The 17,495-nt window shown below is 54.2% G+C and carries 14 protein-coding genes, 3 tRNA genes and 1 rRNA gene; 6 read left to right on the top strand and 12 right to left on the bottom strand.

What is annotated here, in order from left to right; translation table 11 throughout:
• Window positions 1-406: 406 nt before the first annotated feature.
• The 6 genes from IMCC12053_RS09635 to IMCC12053_RS09610 form a co-directional block, all read right to left on the bottom strand.
• Window positions 407-483 (bottom strand) — tRNA-Ile (locus IMCC12053_RS09635).
• Window positions 484-509: 26 nt separating this feature from the next.
• Window positions 510-585, bottom strand: a tRNA-Ala gene (locus IMCC12053_RS09630).
• Window positions 586-741: 156 nt separating this feature from the next.
• Window positions 742-2,209: ribosomal RNA gene (locus IMCC12053_RS09625) — 16S ribosomal RNA — on the bottom strand.
• Window positions 2,210-2,938: 729 nt separating this feature from the next.
• Window positions 2,939-3,550: a protein-methionine-sulfoxide reductase heme-binding subunit MsrQ gene (msrQ, locus tag IMCC12053_RS09620; RefSeq protein ID WP_062218526.1), complete on the bottom strand. Its 612-nt coding sequence runs from the start codon at window positions 3,548-3,550 to the stop codon at window positions 2,939-2,941.
• Window positions 3,550-4,476 carry a protein-methionine-sulfoxide reductase catalytic subunit MsrP gene (gene msrP, locus IMCC12053_RS09615; RefSeq protein WP_062218524.1) on the bottom strand — a complete coding sequence of 309 codons (927 nt, stop codon included), beginning with the start codon at window positions 4,474-4,476 and terminating at the stop codon, window positions 3,550-3,552. Before msrP ends, msrQ begins: the two co-directional genes overlap by 1 nt.
• A gap of 114 nt (window positions 4,477-4,590) precedes the next feature.
• Window positions 4,591-6,087 carry an FMN-binding glutamate synthase family protein gene (locus tag IMCC12053_RS09610; RefSeq protein ID WP_082389073.1) on the bottom strand — a complete coding sequence of 499 codons (1,497 nt, stop codon included), beginning with the start codon at window positions 6,085-6,087 and terminating at the stop codon, window positions 4,591-4,593.
• A 151-nt stretch (window positions 6,088-6,238) separates the two neighbouring features.
• Between IMCC12053_RS09610 and IMCC12053_RS09605 the strand changes: the two genes are divergently transcribed.
• Window positions 6,239-6,673: a DsrE family protein gene (locus IMCC12053_RS09605; RefSeq protein ID WP_062218522.1), complete on the top strand. Its 435-nt coding sequence runs from the start codon at window positions 6,239-6,241 to the stop codon at window positions 6,671-6,673.
• 74 nt (window positions 6,674-6,747) lie between these two features.
• On the opposite strand, the gene clpB is transcribed toward IMCC12053_RS09605, so the two are convergent.
• Complete coding sequence (gene clpB / locus IMCC12053_RS09600) at window positions 6,748-9,375, bottom strand: ATP-dependent chaperone ClpB (protein WP_062218520.1); 2,628 nt, start codon at window positions 9,373-9,375, stop codon at window positions 6,748-6,750.
• A gap of 162 nt (window positions 9,376-9,537) precedes the next feature.
• Between clpB and IMCC12053_RS09595 the strand changes: the two genes are divergently transcribed.
• From IMCC12053_RS09595 to IMCC12053_RS09585, 3 genes are all read left to right on the top strand, one after another.
• Window positions 9,538-9,813: a hypothetical protein gene (locus IMCC12053_RS09595; protein ID WP_062218518.1), complete on the top strand. Its 276-nt coding sequence runs from the start codon at window positions 9,538-9,540 to the stop codon at window positions 9,811-9,813.
• 71 nt (window positions 9,814-9,884) lie between these two features.
• Window positions 9,885-10,595, top strand: a complete 711-nt coding sequence (gene pyrF / locus IMCC12053_RS09590) for an orotidine-5'-phosphate decarboxylase (RefSeq protein ID WP_062218516.1) — start codon at window positions 9,885-9,887, stop codon at window positions 10,593-10,595.
• 66 nt (window positions 10,596-10,661) lie between these two features.
• Complete coding sequence (locus IMCC12053_RS09585; RefSeq protein WP_062218514.1) at window positions 10,662-11,915, top strand: DNA polymerase IV; 1,254 nt, start codon at window positions 10,662-10,664, stop codon at window positions 11,913-11,915.
• Window positions 11,916-11,918: 3 nt separating this feature from the next.
• Here the strand turns inward: IMCC12053_RS09585 and IMCC12053_RS09580 are convergent, their stop codons facing one another.
• Window positions 11,919-12,779 (bottom strand): N-formylglutamate amidohydrolase, encoded by an 861-nt coding sequence (locus tag IMCC12053_RS09580; protein ID WP_062218512.1) that lies wholly within the window; start codon window positions 12,777-12,779, stop codon window positions 11,919-11,921.
• A 173-nt stretch (window positions 12,780-12,952) separates the two neighbouring features.
• On the opposite strand from IMCC12053_RS09580, the gene IMCC12053_RS09575 reads away from it, so the two are divergent.
• Together IMCC12053_RS09575 and ykgO are read left to right on the top strand one after the other, a co-directional pair.
• Window positions 12,953-13,027, top strand: a tRNA-Val gene (locus tag IMCC12053_RS09575).
• A gap of 61 nt (window positions 13,028-13,088) precedes the next feature.
• Window positions 13,089-13,214, top strand: coding sequence for a type B 50S ribosomal protein L36 (gene ykgO / locus IMCC12053_RS09570; RefSeq protein WP_005850168.1), 126 nt, complete (start codon window positions 13,089-13,091; stop codon window positions 13,212-13,214).
• A gap of 87 nt (window positions 13,215-13,301) precedes the next feature.
• Here ykgO and IMCC12053_RS09565 read toward each other — a convergent pair whose 3' ends face one another.
• From IMCC12053_RS09565 to mutL, 4 genes are all read right to left on the bottom strand, one after another.
• Window positions 13,302-13,811 (bottom strand): hypothetical protein, encoded by a 510-nt coding sequence (locus tag IMCC12053_RS09565; protein WP_062218510.1) that lies wholly within the window; start codon window positions 13,809-13,811, stop codon window positions 13,302-13,304.
• Window positions 13,812-13,890: 79 nt separating this feature from the next.
• Window positions 13,891-14,289: a DUF3775 domain-containing protein gene (locus IMCC12053_RS09560; protein ID WP_062218508.1), complete on the bottom strand. Its 399-nt coding sequence runs from the start codon at window positions 14,287-14,289 to the stop codon at window positions 13,891-13,893.
• A gap of 90 nt (window positions 14,290-14,379) precedes the next feature.
• The gene (locus IMCC12053_RS09555) at window positions 14,380-15,552 is read right to left on the bottom strand and encodes a DNA recombination protein RmuC (RefSeq protein WP_062218506.1); all 1,173 of its coding nucleotides are present in this window, start codon (window positions 15,550-15,552) and stop codon (window positions 14,380-14,382) included.
• Window positions 15,549-17,447 carry a DNA mismatch repair endonuclease MutL gene (mutL, locus tag IMCC12053_RS09550; RefSeq protein ID WP_062218504.1) on the bottom strand — a complete coding sequence of 633 codons (1,899 nt, stop codon included), beginning with the start codon at window positions 17,445-17,447 and terminating at the stop codon, window positions 15,549-15,551. Before mutL ends, IMCC12053_RS09555 begins: the two co-directional genes overlap by 4 nt.
• Window positions 17,448-17,495 lie beyond the last annotated feature (48 nt).

The following is a 17,495-nucleotide window of genomic DNA, read 5'->3' as shown; positions in this document are numbered from 1 at the left end:
TGATCCAGAAAGAGCAAAACTAAGATCCGAAGATCTTGCCATTTTGCGAAGGGTAGAAGCTGGTAAGATCTACACCTTATACTTTCTAAAATCAAAAGCATACTTTCCCGCTCCTACTCTGGGTAGAGTAGGAACTTACAGTGATATCCTATGCGAGGAATATCACCTTTGGTTAGTTTACTTGACTTGGGCAACATTGCCATGTTTCAGAAGGGATACACTTAACAAACCGAGGATTGGTTTGCATAAATGCCTCCGCCGTAGCGGACCAACTGAGATCAACCAAACACTTATGGTGATCAACAATGTTGCATTATTCTCTCTATACGATGTCAATTCATCTGAACGATCAGATGAGCAAACATTCAAACAGAATGCTTGCTGATATGATCAATCTACGCGGTCTTGGTGGGTCGAGGAGGACTTGAACCTCCGACCTCACGCTTATCAGGCGTGCGCTCTAACCAGCTGAGCTACCGACCCTAGCGACCCGGTTGGGTCTGCGTAACTGGTGGAGCCTATCGGGATCGAACCGATGACCCCCTGCTTGCAAAGCAGGTGCTCTCCCAGCTGAGCTAAGGCCCCGATGCACATCCCTTGCGGCATGTGCTGGTGTTTGAAGAGATATGAGGACGGCCTGGCCCGAGTTTGATCAACTATTACGTTGATCTTATGCTACCTAAGTAGCTGCTAAGTGTTTCACGAGGAAGAACAAGTTCTTCTTGCTAGAAACATCCTTAGAAAGGAGGTGATCCAGCCGCAGGTTCCCCTACGGCTACCTTGTTACGACTTCACCCCAGTCGCTGAGCCTACCGTGGTCCGCTGCCTCTCCGAAGAGTTAGCGCACGGCCGTCGGGTAGACCCAACTCCCATGGTGTGACGGGCGGTGTGTACAAGGCCCGGGAACGTATTCACCGCGTCATGCTGTTACGCGATTACTAGCGATTCCGACTTCATGGGGTCGAGTTGCAGACCCCAATCCGAACTGAGACAGCTTTTTGGGATTAACCCATTGTCACTGCCATTGTAGCACGTGTGTAGCCCAACCCGTAAGGGCCATGAGGACTTGACGTCATCCACACCTTCCTCCCGCTTATCACGGGCAGTTTCCCTAGAGTCCCCGGCCGAACCGCTGGTAACTAAGGATGTGGGTTGCGCTCGTTGCCGGACTTAACCGAACATCTCACGACACGAGCTGACGACAGCCATGCAGCACCTGTGTGATATCCAGCCGAACTGAAGGAAAGTATCTCTACGATCCGCGATATCCATGTCAAGGGTTGGTAAGGTTCTGCGCGTTGCTTCGAATTAAACCACATGCTCCACCGCTTGTGCGGGCCCCCGTCAATTCCTTTGAGTTTTAATCTTGCGACCGTACTCCCCAGGCGGAATGCTTAATCCGTTAGGTGTGACACCGAATAGCATGCTACCCGACGTCTGGCATTCATCGTTTACGGTGTGGACTACCAGGGTATCTAATCCTGTTTGCTCCCCACACTTTCGCACCTCAGCGTCAGTATCGAGCCAGTAAGTCGCCTTCGCCACTGGTGTTCCTCCGAATATCTACGAATTTCACCTCTACACTCGGAATTCCACTTACCTCTCTCGAACTCAAGACTAACAGTATCAAAGGCAGTTCCAGGGTTGAGCCCTGGGATTTCACCTCTGACTTATTAATCCGCCTACGTGCGCTTTACGCCCAGTAATTCCGAACAACGCTAACCCCCTCCGTATTACCGCGGCTGCTGGCACGGAGTTAGCCGGGGTTTCTTTACCTGCTACTGTCATTATCATCACAGGCGAAAGAGCTTTACGACCCTAAGGCCTTCATCACTCACGCGGCATCGCTAGATCAGGCTTGCGCCCATTGTCTAAGATTCCCCACTGCTGCCTCCCGTAGGAGTCTGGGCCGTGTCTCAGTCCCAGTGTTGCTGATCATCCTCTCAAACCAGCTAAAGATCGTAGACTTGGTAGGCCATTACCCCACCAACTATCTAATCTTACGCGGGCCGATCCAAATCCGATAAATCTTTCCCCCGAAGGGCGTATGCGGTATTACTCTTCGTTTCCAAAGGCTATTCCGCAGATCTGGGTACGTTCCCACGCGTTACTAACCCGTCCGCCGCTCCACCCGAAGGTAGCGCTCGACTTGCATGTGTTAGGCGTGCCGCCAGCGTTCGTTCTGAGCCAGGATCAAACTCTCAAGTTGAAAAGCAATTACTTGCTTATCCTTGACGTCGAACCTCTGCACATCACACATCAACCTAAAAGGTCAATATGCACATCAATCCGGAAAGATTGATGTTAACTGTTTGTTGTGCTTTAGTTTCAAAGAAACAAAAGCCGTCCAAACAGTGAAGCTGACACTCTATAATCAGAACCTAAGTTCCTAAGAGCGCGATATACAGACGTTCTTGTCGTTAAGACCAAACCGCCCACATATCTCTTCAAATATCTATCAATTTCAAAGAGCGAAGAGACAAAAACCAGACCGATGCGCCAAATCTCTTCGGCGCGCCTGCCTAACATCAACCTCTAATTTTATTCTTCCGAACCCTCAGTTCCGCGTCTCCGCTTCCCGTCTTGTCCGCCCCGTCTGCAGTGTCTCGCTTCCGGTAAGGGGGGTTCTAAGGCTAACACCCAAAGCCCGCAACCCCTTTTTCATCGAAAATCACGTTTTTGTAAAAAATACGACCAAGCACCTGATAATAAACAAACTTTATTCCAATCCCCGCCCCAAAACAAACACCCCGAACAACCTGACCCTAGGTCAAACACGCCGCACCCCAGAACACACAACGCAACATTTTGTGCTTATCAACAACTCCATACGCAAGAATACGAAAGCACAGACAAAAACACCCCCGAGTCAGTGTGAATCGGGGGTGAGAATCGCATTCAAATGAGTCGGAAACGAGTCACAGTCTGTATTTGCCCCTTAGACGCGAGCCATTCTTAGCCGCGCAGACCACTTAACGCGCAGAGCCAACAAGATCGTCACTATAGCCAAATAGACCAAAGGCTCTATCTGCCAGCCCTTCACCAACATAACGAAGTGAACGGCACCAAGCAGGATCGCTGGATAGAAGAGCTTATGAAGCACGCGCCATTTTGAGCCTAGTTTTCGGATCGACCAGTTGTTCGATGTCACGGCGAGCGGGAGCATCATGACAAACCCTGCCATGCCAATCGTTATATAAGGACGCTTTAGAATGTCCTTTATGATCTGGCTCAGGATTTGCACGTCCAGAACGAGCCACACCAACAGATGGAGAAAGATGTAGGCAAAACCGATCACGCCCAGAGCGCGCCGAAACTTAATCAGGTTTACACCCGCGTATTTGCGCAGCGGTGTAATTGCGAGCGTCAATATTAGAACCTGAAGCCCAAGCTGCCCCATCTCGTGCTCAAGGTTCTTGACTGGATCTACACCAAGCTGCCCTGTGATGGCCCAATAGAACATCGCGACCGGCGGAATGACCGCTACTATATAAAGAGGCCACGCGGGAATGCGCCGCACCGCGTTGTTCAGAACATCAACAAACGCCATTAGTACTGCACCGTGAGGTCCATGCCTTTATATAGGTCGGCCACTTGTTCCTCATATCCGTTGAACTTTACAGTCTCGATGCGCTTGGCGAATACGCCGCCCCCAATGCGCCGCTCGGAGGACTGGGTCCAGCGCGGGTGGCTCACCTCGGGATTCACGTTGGAATAGAACCCGTATTCGCGGTGATTGATCGCCTTCCATGTGTTCACGGGCTGCTTATCGGTCAGCGTAATCTTGACCACTGACTTGATCGACTTGAACCCGTACTTCCATGGCACGACAAGGCGCAGCGGCGCGCCGTTCTGATTTGGAAGCTCTTTGCCATAAAGGCCTGTTGCCATAAGGGTGAGCGGATGCATCGCCTCATCAAGGCGCAGACCCTCGACATATGGCCAATCCAAGAGGGGGCGTTGTTGCCCACGCATCTCTTCGGGGCGATAGAGGGTCTCGAACCGCACATACTTGGCCTTGGATTGAATCCCCGCCAATTGCAAAAGCTGACGCAGCTCAAAGCCGTTCCACGGGATCACCATCGACCAAGCCTCAACACAACGGAAGCGGTAGATACGCTCGTCTATATCCATCTTTGATAGGATGTCTCCAAGGCCGTACGACCCTGGACGCTCCACTAGGCCATCGATTTCAACCGACCAAGGGTCTGTCGTCAACGCGCTCGCGTACTTGGCCGGATCGCCCTTATCCGTTCCGAACTCGTAAAAGTTATTGTACGTGGTGATCTCTTCAAAGGTGTTTGGCGTCTCTGTTGTATCAAACCCGTTGATTTTGAACTCCGGCTTATCTTGCGCCCGTGCGCCTGTAGCACCAAGCACACCTGCGCCCACCATGCCCGCCAAGAGCGCGCGGCGGTTCATATAGGTGTGCTCAGATGTGACGTCGGAATACTTGAGTGCTGTCTTGAGTTTCATGTCTCTACCCTTCTGGCTTTTCAAAATGGTAGCCTGTGCAGCTTAACAGGCAAACAAAACTCATCTCACATCTGCGTTTGGACATTGTAACGTTTGGACGCTACCCTGCACCGACTAGTCCAATTCCGTCATATTGGGCACGATCCGGTCAAGAGGGATAGACGTCCCGTCCGCTTGAACAATCCGCACATGACCGCGCCGCATCTGGCGAGGCTCCAAAACGCCAACGGAATGTGCGATGGTTTCCAACTCTTTGATCGACGCCTTGGCGTAGGCCGCCACCTTTTTGTATTTGTCCTCTACCACCAGACCCTTTTGCAAATGCTCATCGTGCGTGGTGATCCCAGTGGGGCAAGTGTTCTTGTTGCATTTCAGAGCCTGAATACACCCAAGTGAGAACATGAACCCGCGTGCCGATACGACAAAATCAGCGCCGGCACATATAGCCCACGCCAAATCAGCCGGATTAACAAGCTTGCCGGCAGCGATGATACGAATACGATCATGAAGCCCGTATTTATCACGAAGATCCACGATACGGATCAAAGCCTCTTTAATCGGCATACCGACCAGATCAATAAGTGGCATGGGAGCGGCACCCGTGCCCCCCTCGCCGCCATCGATCGTGATGAAGTCAGGCGCGCAATCATCCCCACGTTCTTTGATCAATTCAAAGAACTCCGCCCAAGGACGCGACGAGCCAACTACAAACTTAAAGCCAACCGGCTTTCCTGTGACGTCTCTTATATGTGCTATAAAATCGAGAAGATCGCCAAAGTCATCCACCTCACGGTGACGGTTTGGAGAAATCCCGTCTTCACCGGGCTTCAGCCCACGAATGGCGGCGATCTCCGCCGTAATCTTTTCCGCAGGTAAAATACCGCCCTTGCCGGGTTTAGCACCTTGGCTAAGCTTGATCTCAAACATCTTGACCTGATCGTGCGCCGCCATTGCGCGCAACTTATCATCATCAAGATTTCCATCCTCGTCTCGTATTCCATATTTCGCGGTGCCGATCTGATACACGAGATCACCGCCCCCCTCGAGGTGGAATGGCGACAACCCTCCCTCCCCCGTGTTGAGCCAAATCCCCGCCTCTTTCGCACCCTTGGAGAGTGCCAAAACCGCAGGCTTTGAAATGGCGCCGAACGACATGCCGGAGATATTAAAAATCGAGTTGGCAGTATAAGGCACACGACAATGTGGACCAATCACCATCGGCTCGGAGGTTGCGAACTGATCATCGAGGGGCGGAAACGGCGCGTTCATGAAAATAGGTGTACCTGGAATGGACAGGCTACGGGTCGACCCGAAAGCGACAGTATTGCCTTTGCCATTTGCCGACCGGTAAATCCAATCGCGCTGCGCACGGTTAAACGGCATTTCCTCGCGGTCCATGGCAAAGAAGTACTGGCGAAAGAACTCGCCCAGAACAGAGAACCAATGGCGAAAGTGGCCAATAACCGGATAGTTTCGCAAAATTGCGTCACGCGTCTGGGTCTTATCGAAAAAGTAGATGACTAACGCCCACAGCGCCACCAACCCAATCGCGACGACAAACAACAGCGCCAAAACCTGTAGCGCGCCCATCGCCCAATTCCAAAATGCCATTCGCGTTCTCCCTTTTGCGCCACCCTGACATACGCTCACCAGATGACAACAGGGTTAACGCAAACATTTCGAGTTCATTCCTGCGCCGCAGCGTGACAACGAGATCAAAGTGCAGATACCATCTGCAATCAGATCAACGGGAGGACACAATATGATCAAATCAATCGCAACTGCCGCAATTCTCGCAGCGATGACACTAGGGGCCCACGCCGAAGGCCTGACACATAAAATCGCATTTCACGTCAACCAAAACGATCCACAAGTCATGAACATGACGCTCAACAATGTGGCCAATGCAAAGGCATACTATGACAGTGTCGGAGACGAGGTCATAATCGAGGTCGTGGCCTACGGCCCCGGTTTGAACATGTATGTTGCGGACAAAAGCCCCGTAGCCGACCGGATCGCAACTATGTCTCTTGAGTCAGACACCATCTCGTTTTCCGCTTGTGGCAATACTCATGCCGCCATGAGCAAGAAAGCAGGCGCAGACGTGGCCCTTATCTCCGAGGCACACCTTGTCCCTTCGGGTGTTGTACGGCTCGTTGAATTGCAAGAAGACGATTACAGCTACATTCGTCCGTAAGGCGTACCACAACACGACAGACAAAAGGCGGCCCGTTGGGGCCGCCTTTCGCAATTCACCTGTGCTTATCCCGCTTAATGTACGACAGCATCATCAGGCTTGGGCCTGTTCGACGCGCCTTTTCGGTCGCCGATAATAAGCCCGTCACTGCCTGCCATCACCGCAATACTGTCACCATCGTTGACGTCTCCGCCCAACAAGCTTTCGGCAAGAGGGTCTTGCAAGGCACGCTGGATCACGCGTTTGAGCGGGCGCGCACCGAACACAGGGTCGTAGCCCTCATCGGCCAACCACTGCTTGGCACCGTCATCAAGCGTAAGCGTGATGTCGCGCTTGGCCAGACGTTTGGCCAAAAGACCCAATTGGATATCAACAATCCCGCCCATGTCCGCACGGCCCAAGCGATCAAAGATAATCGTCTCGTCCAGACGGTTGAGAAACTCGGGCCGGAAATGCGCGCGGACGGCGTCCATCACATCGCGCTTGGCTTGTGACGGGTCAGCGCCATCAGGCATCTGGCTCAACGCCTGTGCACCCAAGTTCGAGGTGAGGATAATCAACGTCTGTTTGAAATCCACAGTGCGCCCCTGACCATCGGTCAAAATCCCGTCATCAAGCACCTGCAACAAAACGTTAAACACATCAGGGTGCGCCTTTTCGACCTCATCAAACAGCACCACCTGATAGGGTCTGCGCCGCACAGCTTCGGTCAAAACGCCACCTTCGTCGTACCCGACATAGCCCGGAGGCGCACCGATCAAACGCGACACAGCATGTTTCTCCATGAACTCCGACATGTCGATGCGGACCATCGCATTGTCGTCGTCAAACAGGAACTCTGCCACGGCCTTTGTCAGTTCGGTTTTACCGACACCCGTTGGCCCGAGGAACAAGAACGAACCAAGTGGTCGGTTTTCATCGTTGAGACCCGCACGCGCACGGCGCACCGCGTTGGCCACCGCATGAACGGCCGCATGTTGACCGATAACGCGTTTGTGCAACCCGTCTTCCATACGCAGCAGTTTATCGCGCTCACCCTCAAGCATCTTGGATGTCGGAACACCCGTCCACCGCTCAACTACTTGGGCGATTTGCTCAGGTCGCACAGCCTCTTCGACCATTAGGTCGCCGTCCCCAGCGGCCTCAACAGCCTCGGCCTCCGCCAGTTGTTTCTCCAACTGCGGAATCACCCCGTAGGACAACTCTCCAGCCTTGGCGAGATTTCCCTCGCGCTTGGCGATTTCCAACGTAGCTCGTGCGTGCTCTAGCTGCTCTTTGAGATCACGCGCACCTTCAAGTTTGCGGCGCTCGTTTTCCCACTTTGCAGTCATAGACGCAGATTGCTCCTGAAGGGTGGCCAATTCACCCTCAAGCTTTTCAAGCCGCGACTTGGACGCGTCGTCATCCTCTTTGCCCAAGGCCATTGCCTCGATCTGAAGCTGAAGAATCTGACGATCCAACTGGTCCAACTCTTCGGGCTTGCTGTCCACTTCCATCCGCAACCGCGATGCGGCCTCGTCCACAAGGTCAATCGCCTTGTCAGGCAAAAAGCGGTCAGTGATGTAGCGGTGTGATAGGGTCGCCGCCGCCACAAGAGCGCTGTCGGAAATCCGCACACCATGGTGCAACTCGTACTTTTCCTTGATTCCACGCAGGATCGATACCGTATCCTCAACGGTTGGTTCCTCAACCACAATCGGCTGGAAACGGCGCGCCAAGGCGGCGTCTTTCTCAACATACTTGCGGTACTCATCAAGCGTGGTCGCGCCAACACAGTGCAACTCACCGCGCGCAAGCGCAGGTTTGATCAGGTTGGCGGCGTCCATCGCACCGTCCGATTTTCCCGCACCCACAAGCGTGTGCATCTCGTCAATAAAGAGAATGATTTCGCCCGATGCCGCTTCGATCTCTTTGAGAATGGATTTTAGCCGCTCCTCAAATTCGCCGCGATATTTTGCGCCGGCAATGAGCGCTCCCATGTCGAGCGCCATCAGCTTTTTGTTTTTCAGGCTCTCGGGCACATCACCATTAATGATACGCAGTGCTAGCCCTTCGGCGATCGCGGTTTTACCGACGCCCGGTTCACCAATCAAAACGGGGTTATTCTTTGTGCGCCGCGAGAGCACTTGCATTGAGCGGCGAATTTCTTCGTCACGGCCAATGATAGGATCGATTTTGCCCTGCTCAGCGGCCTCGGTCAAATCGCGCGCGTACTTTTTCAACGCTTCATAGCCATCTTCAGCAGAGGCACTATCCGCTGTGCGCCCTTTACGAATGTCGTTGATTGCCTCGTTGAGGTTTTGCGCCGTCACGCCGCCCGATTCCAATGCCTTTTTGGCCTCGGAACGCGATAGCGCAAGCGCCGTCAAAAGGCGCTCAACAGGAACAAAGCTATCGCCCGCTTTCGCGGCAATTTTCTCAGCTTCGTCAAGCACCTTTGCGGTGCTTTGATCCATGTACGTCTGACCGGCATCGCCTGATACGCGCGGGAGTTTACCCACGGCGACATCAACACTGGCGGCAACGGCTTTGGCATCGCCACCTGCGCGCATGATAAGATTCGACGCGAACCCCTCACTATCGTCCATGAGAGCTTTAAGCAGGTGTTCTGGCTTAAGCGATTGATGGTTTTCGCGCATCGCAATCGTCTGTGCCGCCTGAAGAAAGCCGCGCGACCGCTCCGTGAACTTCTCCATGTCCATCGGTATCTCCTTTCATGTAAAGCGTCCCGCTTTTGATGACGCCCGATATGGCGCGCCTCAGGTCGGAACCTTGATTTATAAATGGGAGGCATTGACTCAATCTCAAGGGTTGCAAGCGCAAATTCAGAACAATTGAACGCGGCGCCCCAATGGAGATGCAAGATGAAGTTATACAGCGCACAAGTCAGCGATTTGACCTTTGATGCCGCAACGCAACAATTTCAGGCTGACGTCATTTTTCACGAGGGCGGCGAACAGGTCACCTACCCTGTTGAGTTGTCAGCACCTTTTACCGCGTCCTTTGAGACGGTTTCGCGTGGGTTGATGGTGCGCGCACGCGCCATCCGCAAACAAGAACGCGGTGCAAGCATTGCCTCTCTCAAATCAATCGCTTCCCAAACAGTGCACATCAGATACGGCATCTCCCCCGTGACGTAATCGCACCGGACACTTGACCGCAAACGGCGCAACGCGCATGTGAAGGAAACCGACCACGAAAGGATTTCCTCATGACTGCCCATATGCCCGCCAATGACCGCTTGATTGTCGCCCTTGATGTTCCCAACGTTGTGCAAGGTCTCGAGCTTGCCACACGGATCGGGGATGCGGTGTCGTTCTACAAAATCGGCCTTGGCATGCTGACCGGTGGCGGACTTGCGCTCGCCAACGAGCTCAAACAAGAACACGGCAAAAAAATCTTTCTTGATATGAAGTTTTTCGACATCGGTGCGACTGTAGAAAACGCTGTGCGCGGCGTGGCTCAGTACAACATGGATTTCCTCACCGTTCACGGCGACCCCTACGTGGTCAAAGCCGCAAAAGAGGGCGCAAGCGGATCAGACACAAAGATCCTCGCTGTCACGATCCTCACCTCCCTTGATCGCGCCGATTTGGATGGCGCTCTCATAAAGTCTGGCGAAATTCGTGATCTGGTCCAAGAGCGCGCAGGCAATGCCTTCGCAGCAGGAGCAGACGGCGTCATCGCCTCCCCCCAAGAAGCCGCGTTGATCCGCGCCCTCCCCGAAGCGGCTGGCAAGTTGATCGTAACACCAGGAGTACGCCCAACGGGTGCAGCCTTGGGCGATCAAAAGCGCGTTGCAACCCCAGCCCAAGCAATCCGCGATGGCGCAAATCACATTGTCGTCGGACGTCCGATCTGGCAACACGCGGACCCACGTGCAGCCGCTCAAATGATCCAAGACGAGATTGCGGGCCTCTAAATCACGGCGCCATAGTACGCTATCCAAAGTGGGTGTACTGTTGTTGCACTGACCAAAGGACTTGTCATGCCCGCCCTATGCCGCGATTGCCTCACCACCTTTGAGAACGGCCCTCGCTGTCCGAAGTGTGGGCGGCCGCGCGTTGTGGCCCATGACGAGCTGTTTGACCTCGGGGTGGCGCATATGGATTGTGACGCTTTTTACGCCTCGGTCGAAAAGCGCGACAACCCCGATCTGCGCGACAAACCCCTTATCGTGGGCGGTGGGCGGCGCGGCGTTGTCACGACCGCCTGTTATATAGCGCGCATTAAGGGCGTGCGGTCCGCCATGCCGATGTTCAAAGCGCTACAACTGTGTCCAAACGCGGTTGTCGTCCCGCCTCGCATGGAGGCCTACGCAGAGGCCTCCCGCGCGATCCGCTCGCTCATGGACGAGCTGACGCCAGACGTGGAACCCCTCTCGCTTGACGAAGCATTCATGGATTTGCGCGGAACAGCCAAGCTGCACGGGAAACCGCCAGCCGTGATGCTCGCCCGCCTGATCAAGCGCATGAATGACGAATTGGGCCTCTCAGGTTCCATTGGCCTCAGTCACAACAAATTTCTCGCCAAAATTGCATCTGATCTGGACAAGCCGCGGGGGTTCTCCGTGATCGGCGCGCACGAGACTATGGACTTTCTTGCAGACAAATCTGTGAGCCTGATTTGGGGCGTAGGGGCCGCGACACGTGCGTCTTTGGAAAAGGCTGGCATTCGCAGCTTTACCGATCTGCGGCGGTGGGAAAAAGACGAGTTGAACACGCGCTTTGGTGCAATGGGTGAGCGTCTGTGGCATCTGGCCCGAGGTCAGGACCACCGACAAATTTCGTCCTCGCGCCCGATGAAATCTATCTCGAACGAAACCACCTTTTCCAAAGACACCGCATCAATGGACGTTTTGGACGGCCACCTGTGGCGGTTGGCCCAAAAGGTATCTGACCGCGCCAAAGCCAAGGGGATTGCGGGACTGGTCGTGACGCTCAAGATCAAAAACTCCAAACACGCGAGCTTCACACGCCGTCTCACCCTGTATGACCCGACGAATACCGCTGACCGCCTGTATCGTACAGCACGCGGGCTACTTGATCATGCGATGGATAAAGCGCCATTTCGCTTAATCGGTGTGGGCCTCTCCAATCTGATCGATGCCAGTGGTGCTGATCTATCTCCTGATCTTCTGGACCCAGACGCAATCAAACGTGCTCGCGCAGAACAGGCCAGCGACAAAATCCGTAAAAAGTTCGGCAAGGATGCAATTGTAAAAGGGCGATCCCTGCGCTGAACGCTACTCAGCCGCCAACGGCACATCATCCGCGTCGATAGAGACGACACGCCGCGCCGCGCGCAACAACGCCTCACGCACGTCATTGAATTCTGAGCGTGGCTCAATACGGGCCTCATCCATGTACAACGAGCGGTCTATTTCGATCTGAATTGCATGGCTACGCATCGCGGGCCGCCCATACTGTTCGACAATATACGCACCCGCAAACGGCATATTTCGCGTTACCAAAAAACCCTCGGCAATGAATGCGGATTCGACCTGTGCGACAATGGACGGATCCGCTGAGGCGCCGTACCGATCTCCGATCACAATCTCTGGCCGCTTCACATTTCGCAGTCCGTTGGATGCCAACGCCTCACGCGGCATCGAGTGACAATCAAGTAATATCGACTGGCCATAAAGCGCATGCGCCTCGTTCAAAAGTGTTTTCACGGCCCCATGATATGGCTTCCAAAACAACTCGATGCGCGAACGCACCTCATCACGGGTCAGTTTGCCGCTATAAATATTGCGCCCCCCCGCAACAACTCGCGGGACAACACCCAAACCTGATGCAACGCGCGGGTTGAGTTGTCCTCGCGCCATCCCCTCAATGAGGGCCGGATCGAATTCATCACACCGCCGATTCAGATCAACCCAAGCACGCGGAAAGACGGCACTGATCATCGGAACACCAAAATCTGTGACACCCTCGAACAAGAGATCTACGAACGCGTCCTCGGATGACCGAAGCGCCAAAGGATCCAAAACAGATTGATTCACAAAGCTTTTAGGGTAATTGCGTCCACTATGCGGGGACGAGAAGACAACCGACGAGGTCCGTTGCTTAGGTCGTTTCAGCAGATATGACGCGTTGCTCATGCATAAGTCCTCTCACTTGAAACTATAGCGAGTGAAATTACTCACCAAAAGCCCTTGATCAATCACCCGACTCCTTTTATACGCCCACGAACTGACGCGGGAATTATCCTGCGTTTTGTGTTCTAATGCTCACAAGGCAATAAAATGCAAAGCGCAAATTCCCAAGGTAGGATGGGTGTATAGCTCAGTGGTAGAGCACTTCGTTGACATCGAAGGGGTCACAAGTTCGAACCTTGTTACGCCCACCATTCCTCGACGTTAGATAGGTTTTAACTGGCGCACGCAGGCGCCGCGATTAGGAGAAAGACTATGAAAGTTCGTAACTCACTCCGCTCGCTGAAAAACCGGCACCGCGACTGCCGCGTCGTGCGCCGTAAAGGCCGCGTGTACGTGATCAACAAGACGCAACGCCGCTTCAAAGCCCGTCAGGGCTAAGACGTTCAGCAGCGATTATTGATTCAGCCGCACGGGGCAACCCGCGCGGCTTTTTCTATGCTTGGTGGAGATGTTGCGCGCACGCCTCTATTTGAGACCCAACACCTCACGCGCCTGCGCACTCTGCGCAACTCTAGACGTAGTAACACCGATGAATTGACGTTCTGGTAAGACCGTCACAAACGACTGGATAAAGCCGTCGTCATCTAAACGTGCTGCAAAATAGCCGCCACTTTGGCCGTTTGGGTTTATGTTTGTGCTCGGACTCGGTGTCGGTGCCGTATCACGCACGCGCCAGCCACCTGTCGCAACGGCGAACTCAACAATATCCGCGCCCAGTGCCATCACTTCGCAGGTTTGCCCGCTCTCATGGGCGACGACCATAATCCGCGAATCGTCCGTGCGATAAAGCTTGGCCACCTTGCCATTCAACAACTTGCGCTCCATCTCCGCCGGCGCACGCGCTAGCCCGAACCCAAGAGCGATATCCTCCGCCAAAGGTGTTATACAATAGTCCTGAACCGCGCGAGCGACAGGCTCGGCAAACAGGCTCAACGGGCAAACGCCACAGATCGCCACCGCTACAAAAAATCGCATAAAACTCTCCTGTTTCCTTACACATAGGTAACAGACAGGATCAGACGGCGGCAATCCCTTCGCAGTGGCATGGGAGAATTCACGCTTTGCGGTATAGCTCGTCTTCCAATTCGGACGTGTCAACGCCGAGCGATTCCAACCCATCCTCCAAATAATCCGCCAAAAGCGGTACGCCCAACAGGTAGGTTTCGGTGGGCGCAGAGGCTTCTTGTTTGGCGGTCTCGAACGCTTCGTCATAATCGTCCGCCGAAAAGGTATCGCGACCGATCCACATGATCGCAACCAACGCCGCTTTTTCGTCGTCGTTAAGATTGCGAATAAAGCTCTCTAACTCGCGCCCCGTAGCATCGGACGAACGCGATTCGTAAATGGTATCGGAATCTGCGTCATCACCCGCGCGATCCCATCGACCGACCTTGATCGAAAGCTCCCGCGCCCTGACAATTACAAAACCGACTTTGTTTGGACTGATATCCATCACCCTTCCTCCAATTGTGCGTAAGGAGAGTGTGCGCTGCCTATCGCGTGACAAACATGATTCAGGTCAAGTGCTGGAATGCAAAGGCTACTACGGCTTAGGCGGCAGTGGCGCGACCGGAGTTGGCGGCACATCTTGTGCAAGTTCTTCGAAATCAAAGTTATCAAGGCGATGCGCGCGCTTTCCCGCCTTATCGGCCGAGATTTTGATGTCTTCCAGATCCTTTGCGGCTTGCCCGAAATGACGGTCCAAATTGCCGACACGGGTGCCCAAACGTTCGACGTCACCGTGCAAAAGCGCTAACTCTTTGCGAATAGCGCCCGCCTGTTCGCGCATCCGCGCATCTTTGAGAATCGCGCGCATGGTGTTGAGCGTAGCCATGCACGTTGTGGGAGAGACAATCCAAACGCGTTTGTCAAAACCCTCGCGCACCAACTCGGGAAAATTGGCATGAAGCTCGGCATATACCGCCTCGGACGGCAAAAACATCAACGCGCCATCTGCGGTTTCGCCCTCAAGGATATACTTATCCGAGATATCATTGATGTGCTTTTTCACCGAAGCACGCAGCATTTTGGCGGCCTCGTTTAACTCCCACTGGGTATCGGCACGGCGCAGTGCCTCATAGGCCTCGAGAGGGAATTTGCTGTCGATTGCAATCGGCCCAGGTGGGTTAGGCAAATGGATCAGGCAATCGGCACGTTTGCCGTTCGAAAGTGTCGCCTGCAACGTATAGCTATCCTTGGGCAACGCTTTGCCCACGATATCGTTGAGTTGAATTTCGCCAAAGGCACCACGCGTTTGCTTGTTCGACAAGATATCTTGCAACGACAATACATTGCCCGACAGTTTTTCAATGTTGGCTTGTGCCTTGTCGATCGTTTGCAGGCGCTGCTGCAAATCCCCCAAGGATTGCGCCGTGCGCCGCGCCGACCCTTGAAGGTTTTCATTCATCGTCTCGGATACAAGCGCAAGTCGCTTTTCCATCAATTGGATCATGTTGGTTTGCGCTGCGGCCTGCGCCTCGGACACATGCGTCAATCCCCCCGCAAGTTGTTGCTGTCCATCGGACAACAATCTCACGGTCTGACCCAATTGATACATCTGACCCGCCAAAGGCGATGTCATACGCGCCGCCTCACCCGCGCGTTTCAACACGATGAACAGCAACAAGACAACGATTGACATGACCACACCAACGGCCAAAGCCATGAGTGTACCCGCGTCGGAGAGATCGATTACAGTCGTACCAATTTGGATCATGTGCGGCCAAACAGTCTTTCAATATCTGAGAGCTTTAGCTCTACATATGTCGGGCGCCCATGGTTGCACTGACCCGAATGTGGCGTTGCCTCCATCTCGCGCAACAACGCATTCATTTCTTCGGCACGCATCCGGCGACCAGAACGAATAGAACCATGACAGGCAACACGCGACAACACCGCTTCAATTCTTGCCTGGACGCTTAGGCTATCACCCACGTCTTCCAATTCGTCTAGGATATCGGAAATCATCGCTTTGGCATCGACGCGGCCCAAAATAGCTGGCGTTTCGCGCACGGCAATTGCTCCGCCACCAAATGGCTCGATCACCAGTCCCAGACGGCTCAAATCATCGGCAAGATCCAAAAGCGTCTGCGCATCATTGGACCCGAGCTCCACCACCTCAGGTATTAAAAGTGCCTGTGACGCAACTCCGTTTGCCGCCATCTGCGCCTTGAGTTTTTCGTAGACAAGCCGCTCGTGCGCCGCGTGCTGATCGACAAGAACAATACCGCGTTCAGTCTGTGCAATGATATAGTTTTCATGGACCTGAGCACGCGCAGCCCCAAGTGGCAATGCCTCGACCTCAGGCGCGCTTTGGACATCTTCGAACCGCGCAGACGGCGGGGCTGACTCAGAAAACCCCGGGGTGTCAAACCGCTGCGGAGATTGCCATTGATAGCTTTGCTCAATTGCATCGGATGATGGATGTGGTGTGCGGACAAAACCACCGTCACGGCCAACCACCGAGCGTTGGTCCATCTGATACACCCGCGGCGTGTTCCCTTGGCCTTCCGGTCGCATCGCATCCAAAGTCGCGATGGCTACGGTTGTTGACGCGCGGTGCCCCGCTTCGGCCAAAGCATGGCGCAACGCCGATACAATCAGTCCCCGCGCCAGCGCGGGATCACGAAACCGCACCTCTGATTTGGCAGGATGAACATTCACATCCACAAGATGAGGATCACAATCGATAAACAGACATGCGGCAGGGTGGCGATCACGGCTCAAGAAATCGAAATAAGCACCACGCAACGCACCGACCAAAAGCTTGTCTTTGACAGGTCGGCCATTCACAAACAGAAACTGCGTCACCGCTGAGCCGCGTGAATACGTAGGCAGAGCCGCGTATCCCGTCAGGTGCATACCCTCACGTTGTGCATCAATGGCGAGCGCATTTTGTGCGAAATCCTTGCCCAAAACCTGTGCCAATCGCCCATGAAGCGCATCGAACAAATCACCGCTTTCAGGATCCGCGCGAAAGGTCACGCGCCCCTCACCACCACCTGAGACGTCACGCACAGTGAACCCGACAAACGGCTCGGCCATTGCAAGGCGTTTGATCACATCTCCGATAGCTTGGGACTCCGCACGATCCGTGCGTAAAAATTTGAGGCGTGCAGGTGTGGCATAGAACAGATCACGCAACTCAACGATTGTACCTTTGGACAGCGCCGCCGGTTTTACCGGCTCCGCCCGCCCGCCCGAGACAGTCAAAGACACACCATCGCCACCCTCAACGCGTGAGGTGATTTTGAGACGCCCGACCGCACCAAGCGAGGGCAACGCCTCACCTCGAAACCCGAACGTGTGGATATCAAGTAGGTCTGATCCGTCGATCTTTGAGGTGGCATGACGCGACAAGGCGAGCGGCAAATCATCCGCTGTCATGCCACAGCCGTCATCCGTCACCCGAATAAGGGTTTTGCCACCATCAGCGTAATCCACTTCGATACGCCGCGCGCCTGCATCAACAGCGTTCTCAACCAGTTCCTTCACAGCGGACGCGGGCCGCTCCACTACTTCGCCTGCGGCAATACGGTTGATCGCGCCCTCGTCAAGCTGACGAATGGTAGGACGGGAGTCTTGGCTTATGTTGGGGCGTGGGGAGTTCATACCACTAGAAGTAGCATGGCCCTCCCCGATTCGACCATAATGAATTCA

Source organism: Celeribacter marinus (genome assembly GCF_001308265.1).
GTDB lineage: Bacteria > Pseudomonadota > Alphaproteobacteria > Rhodobacterales > Rhodobacteraceae > Celeribacter > Celeribacter marinus.
The sequence above is the reverse complement of the archived record's forward strand: the minus strand, read 5'-3'. Positions and strand labels throughout refer to the sequence as shown.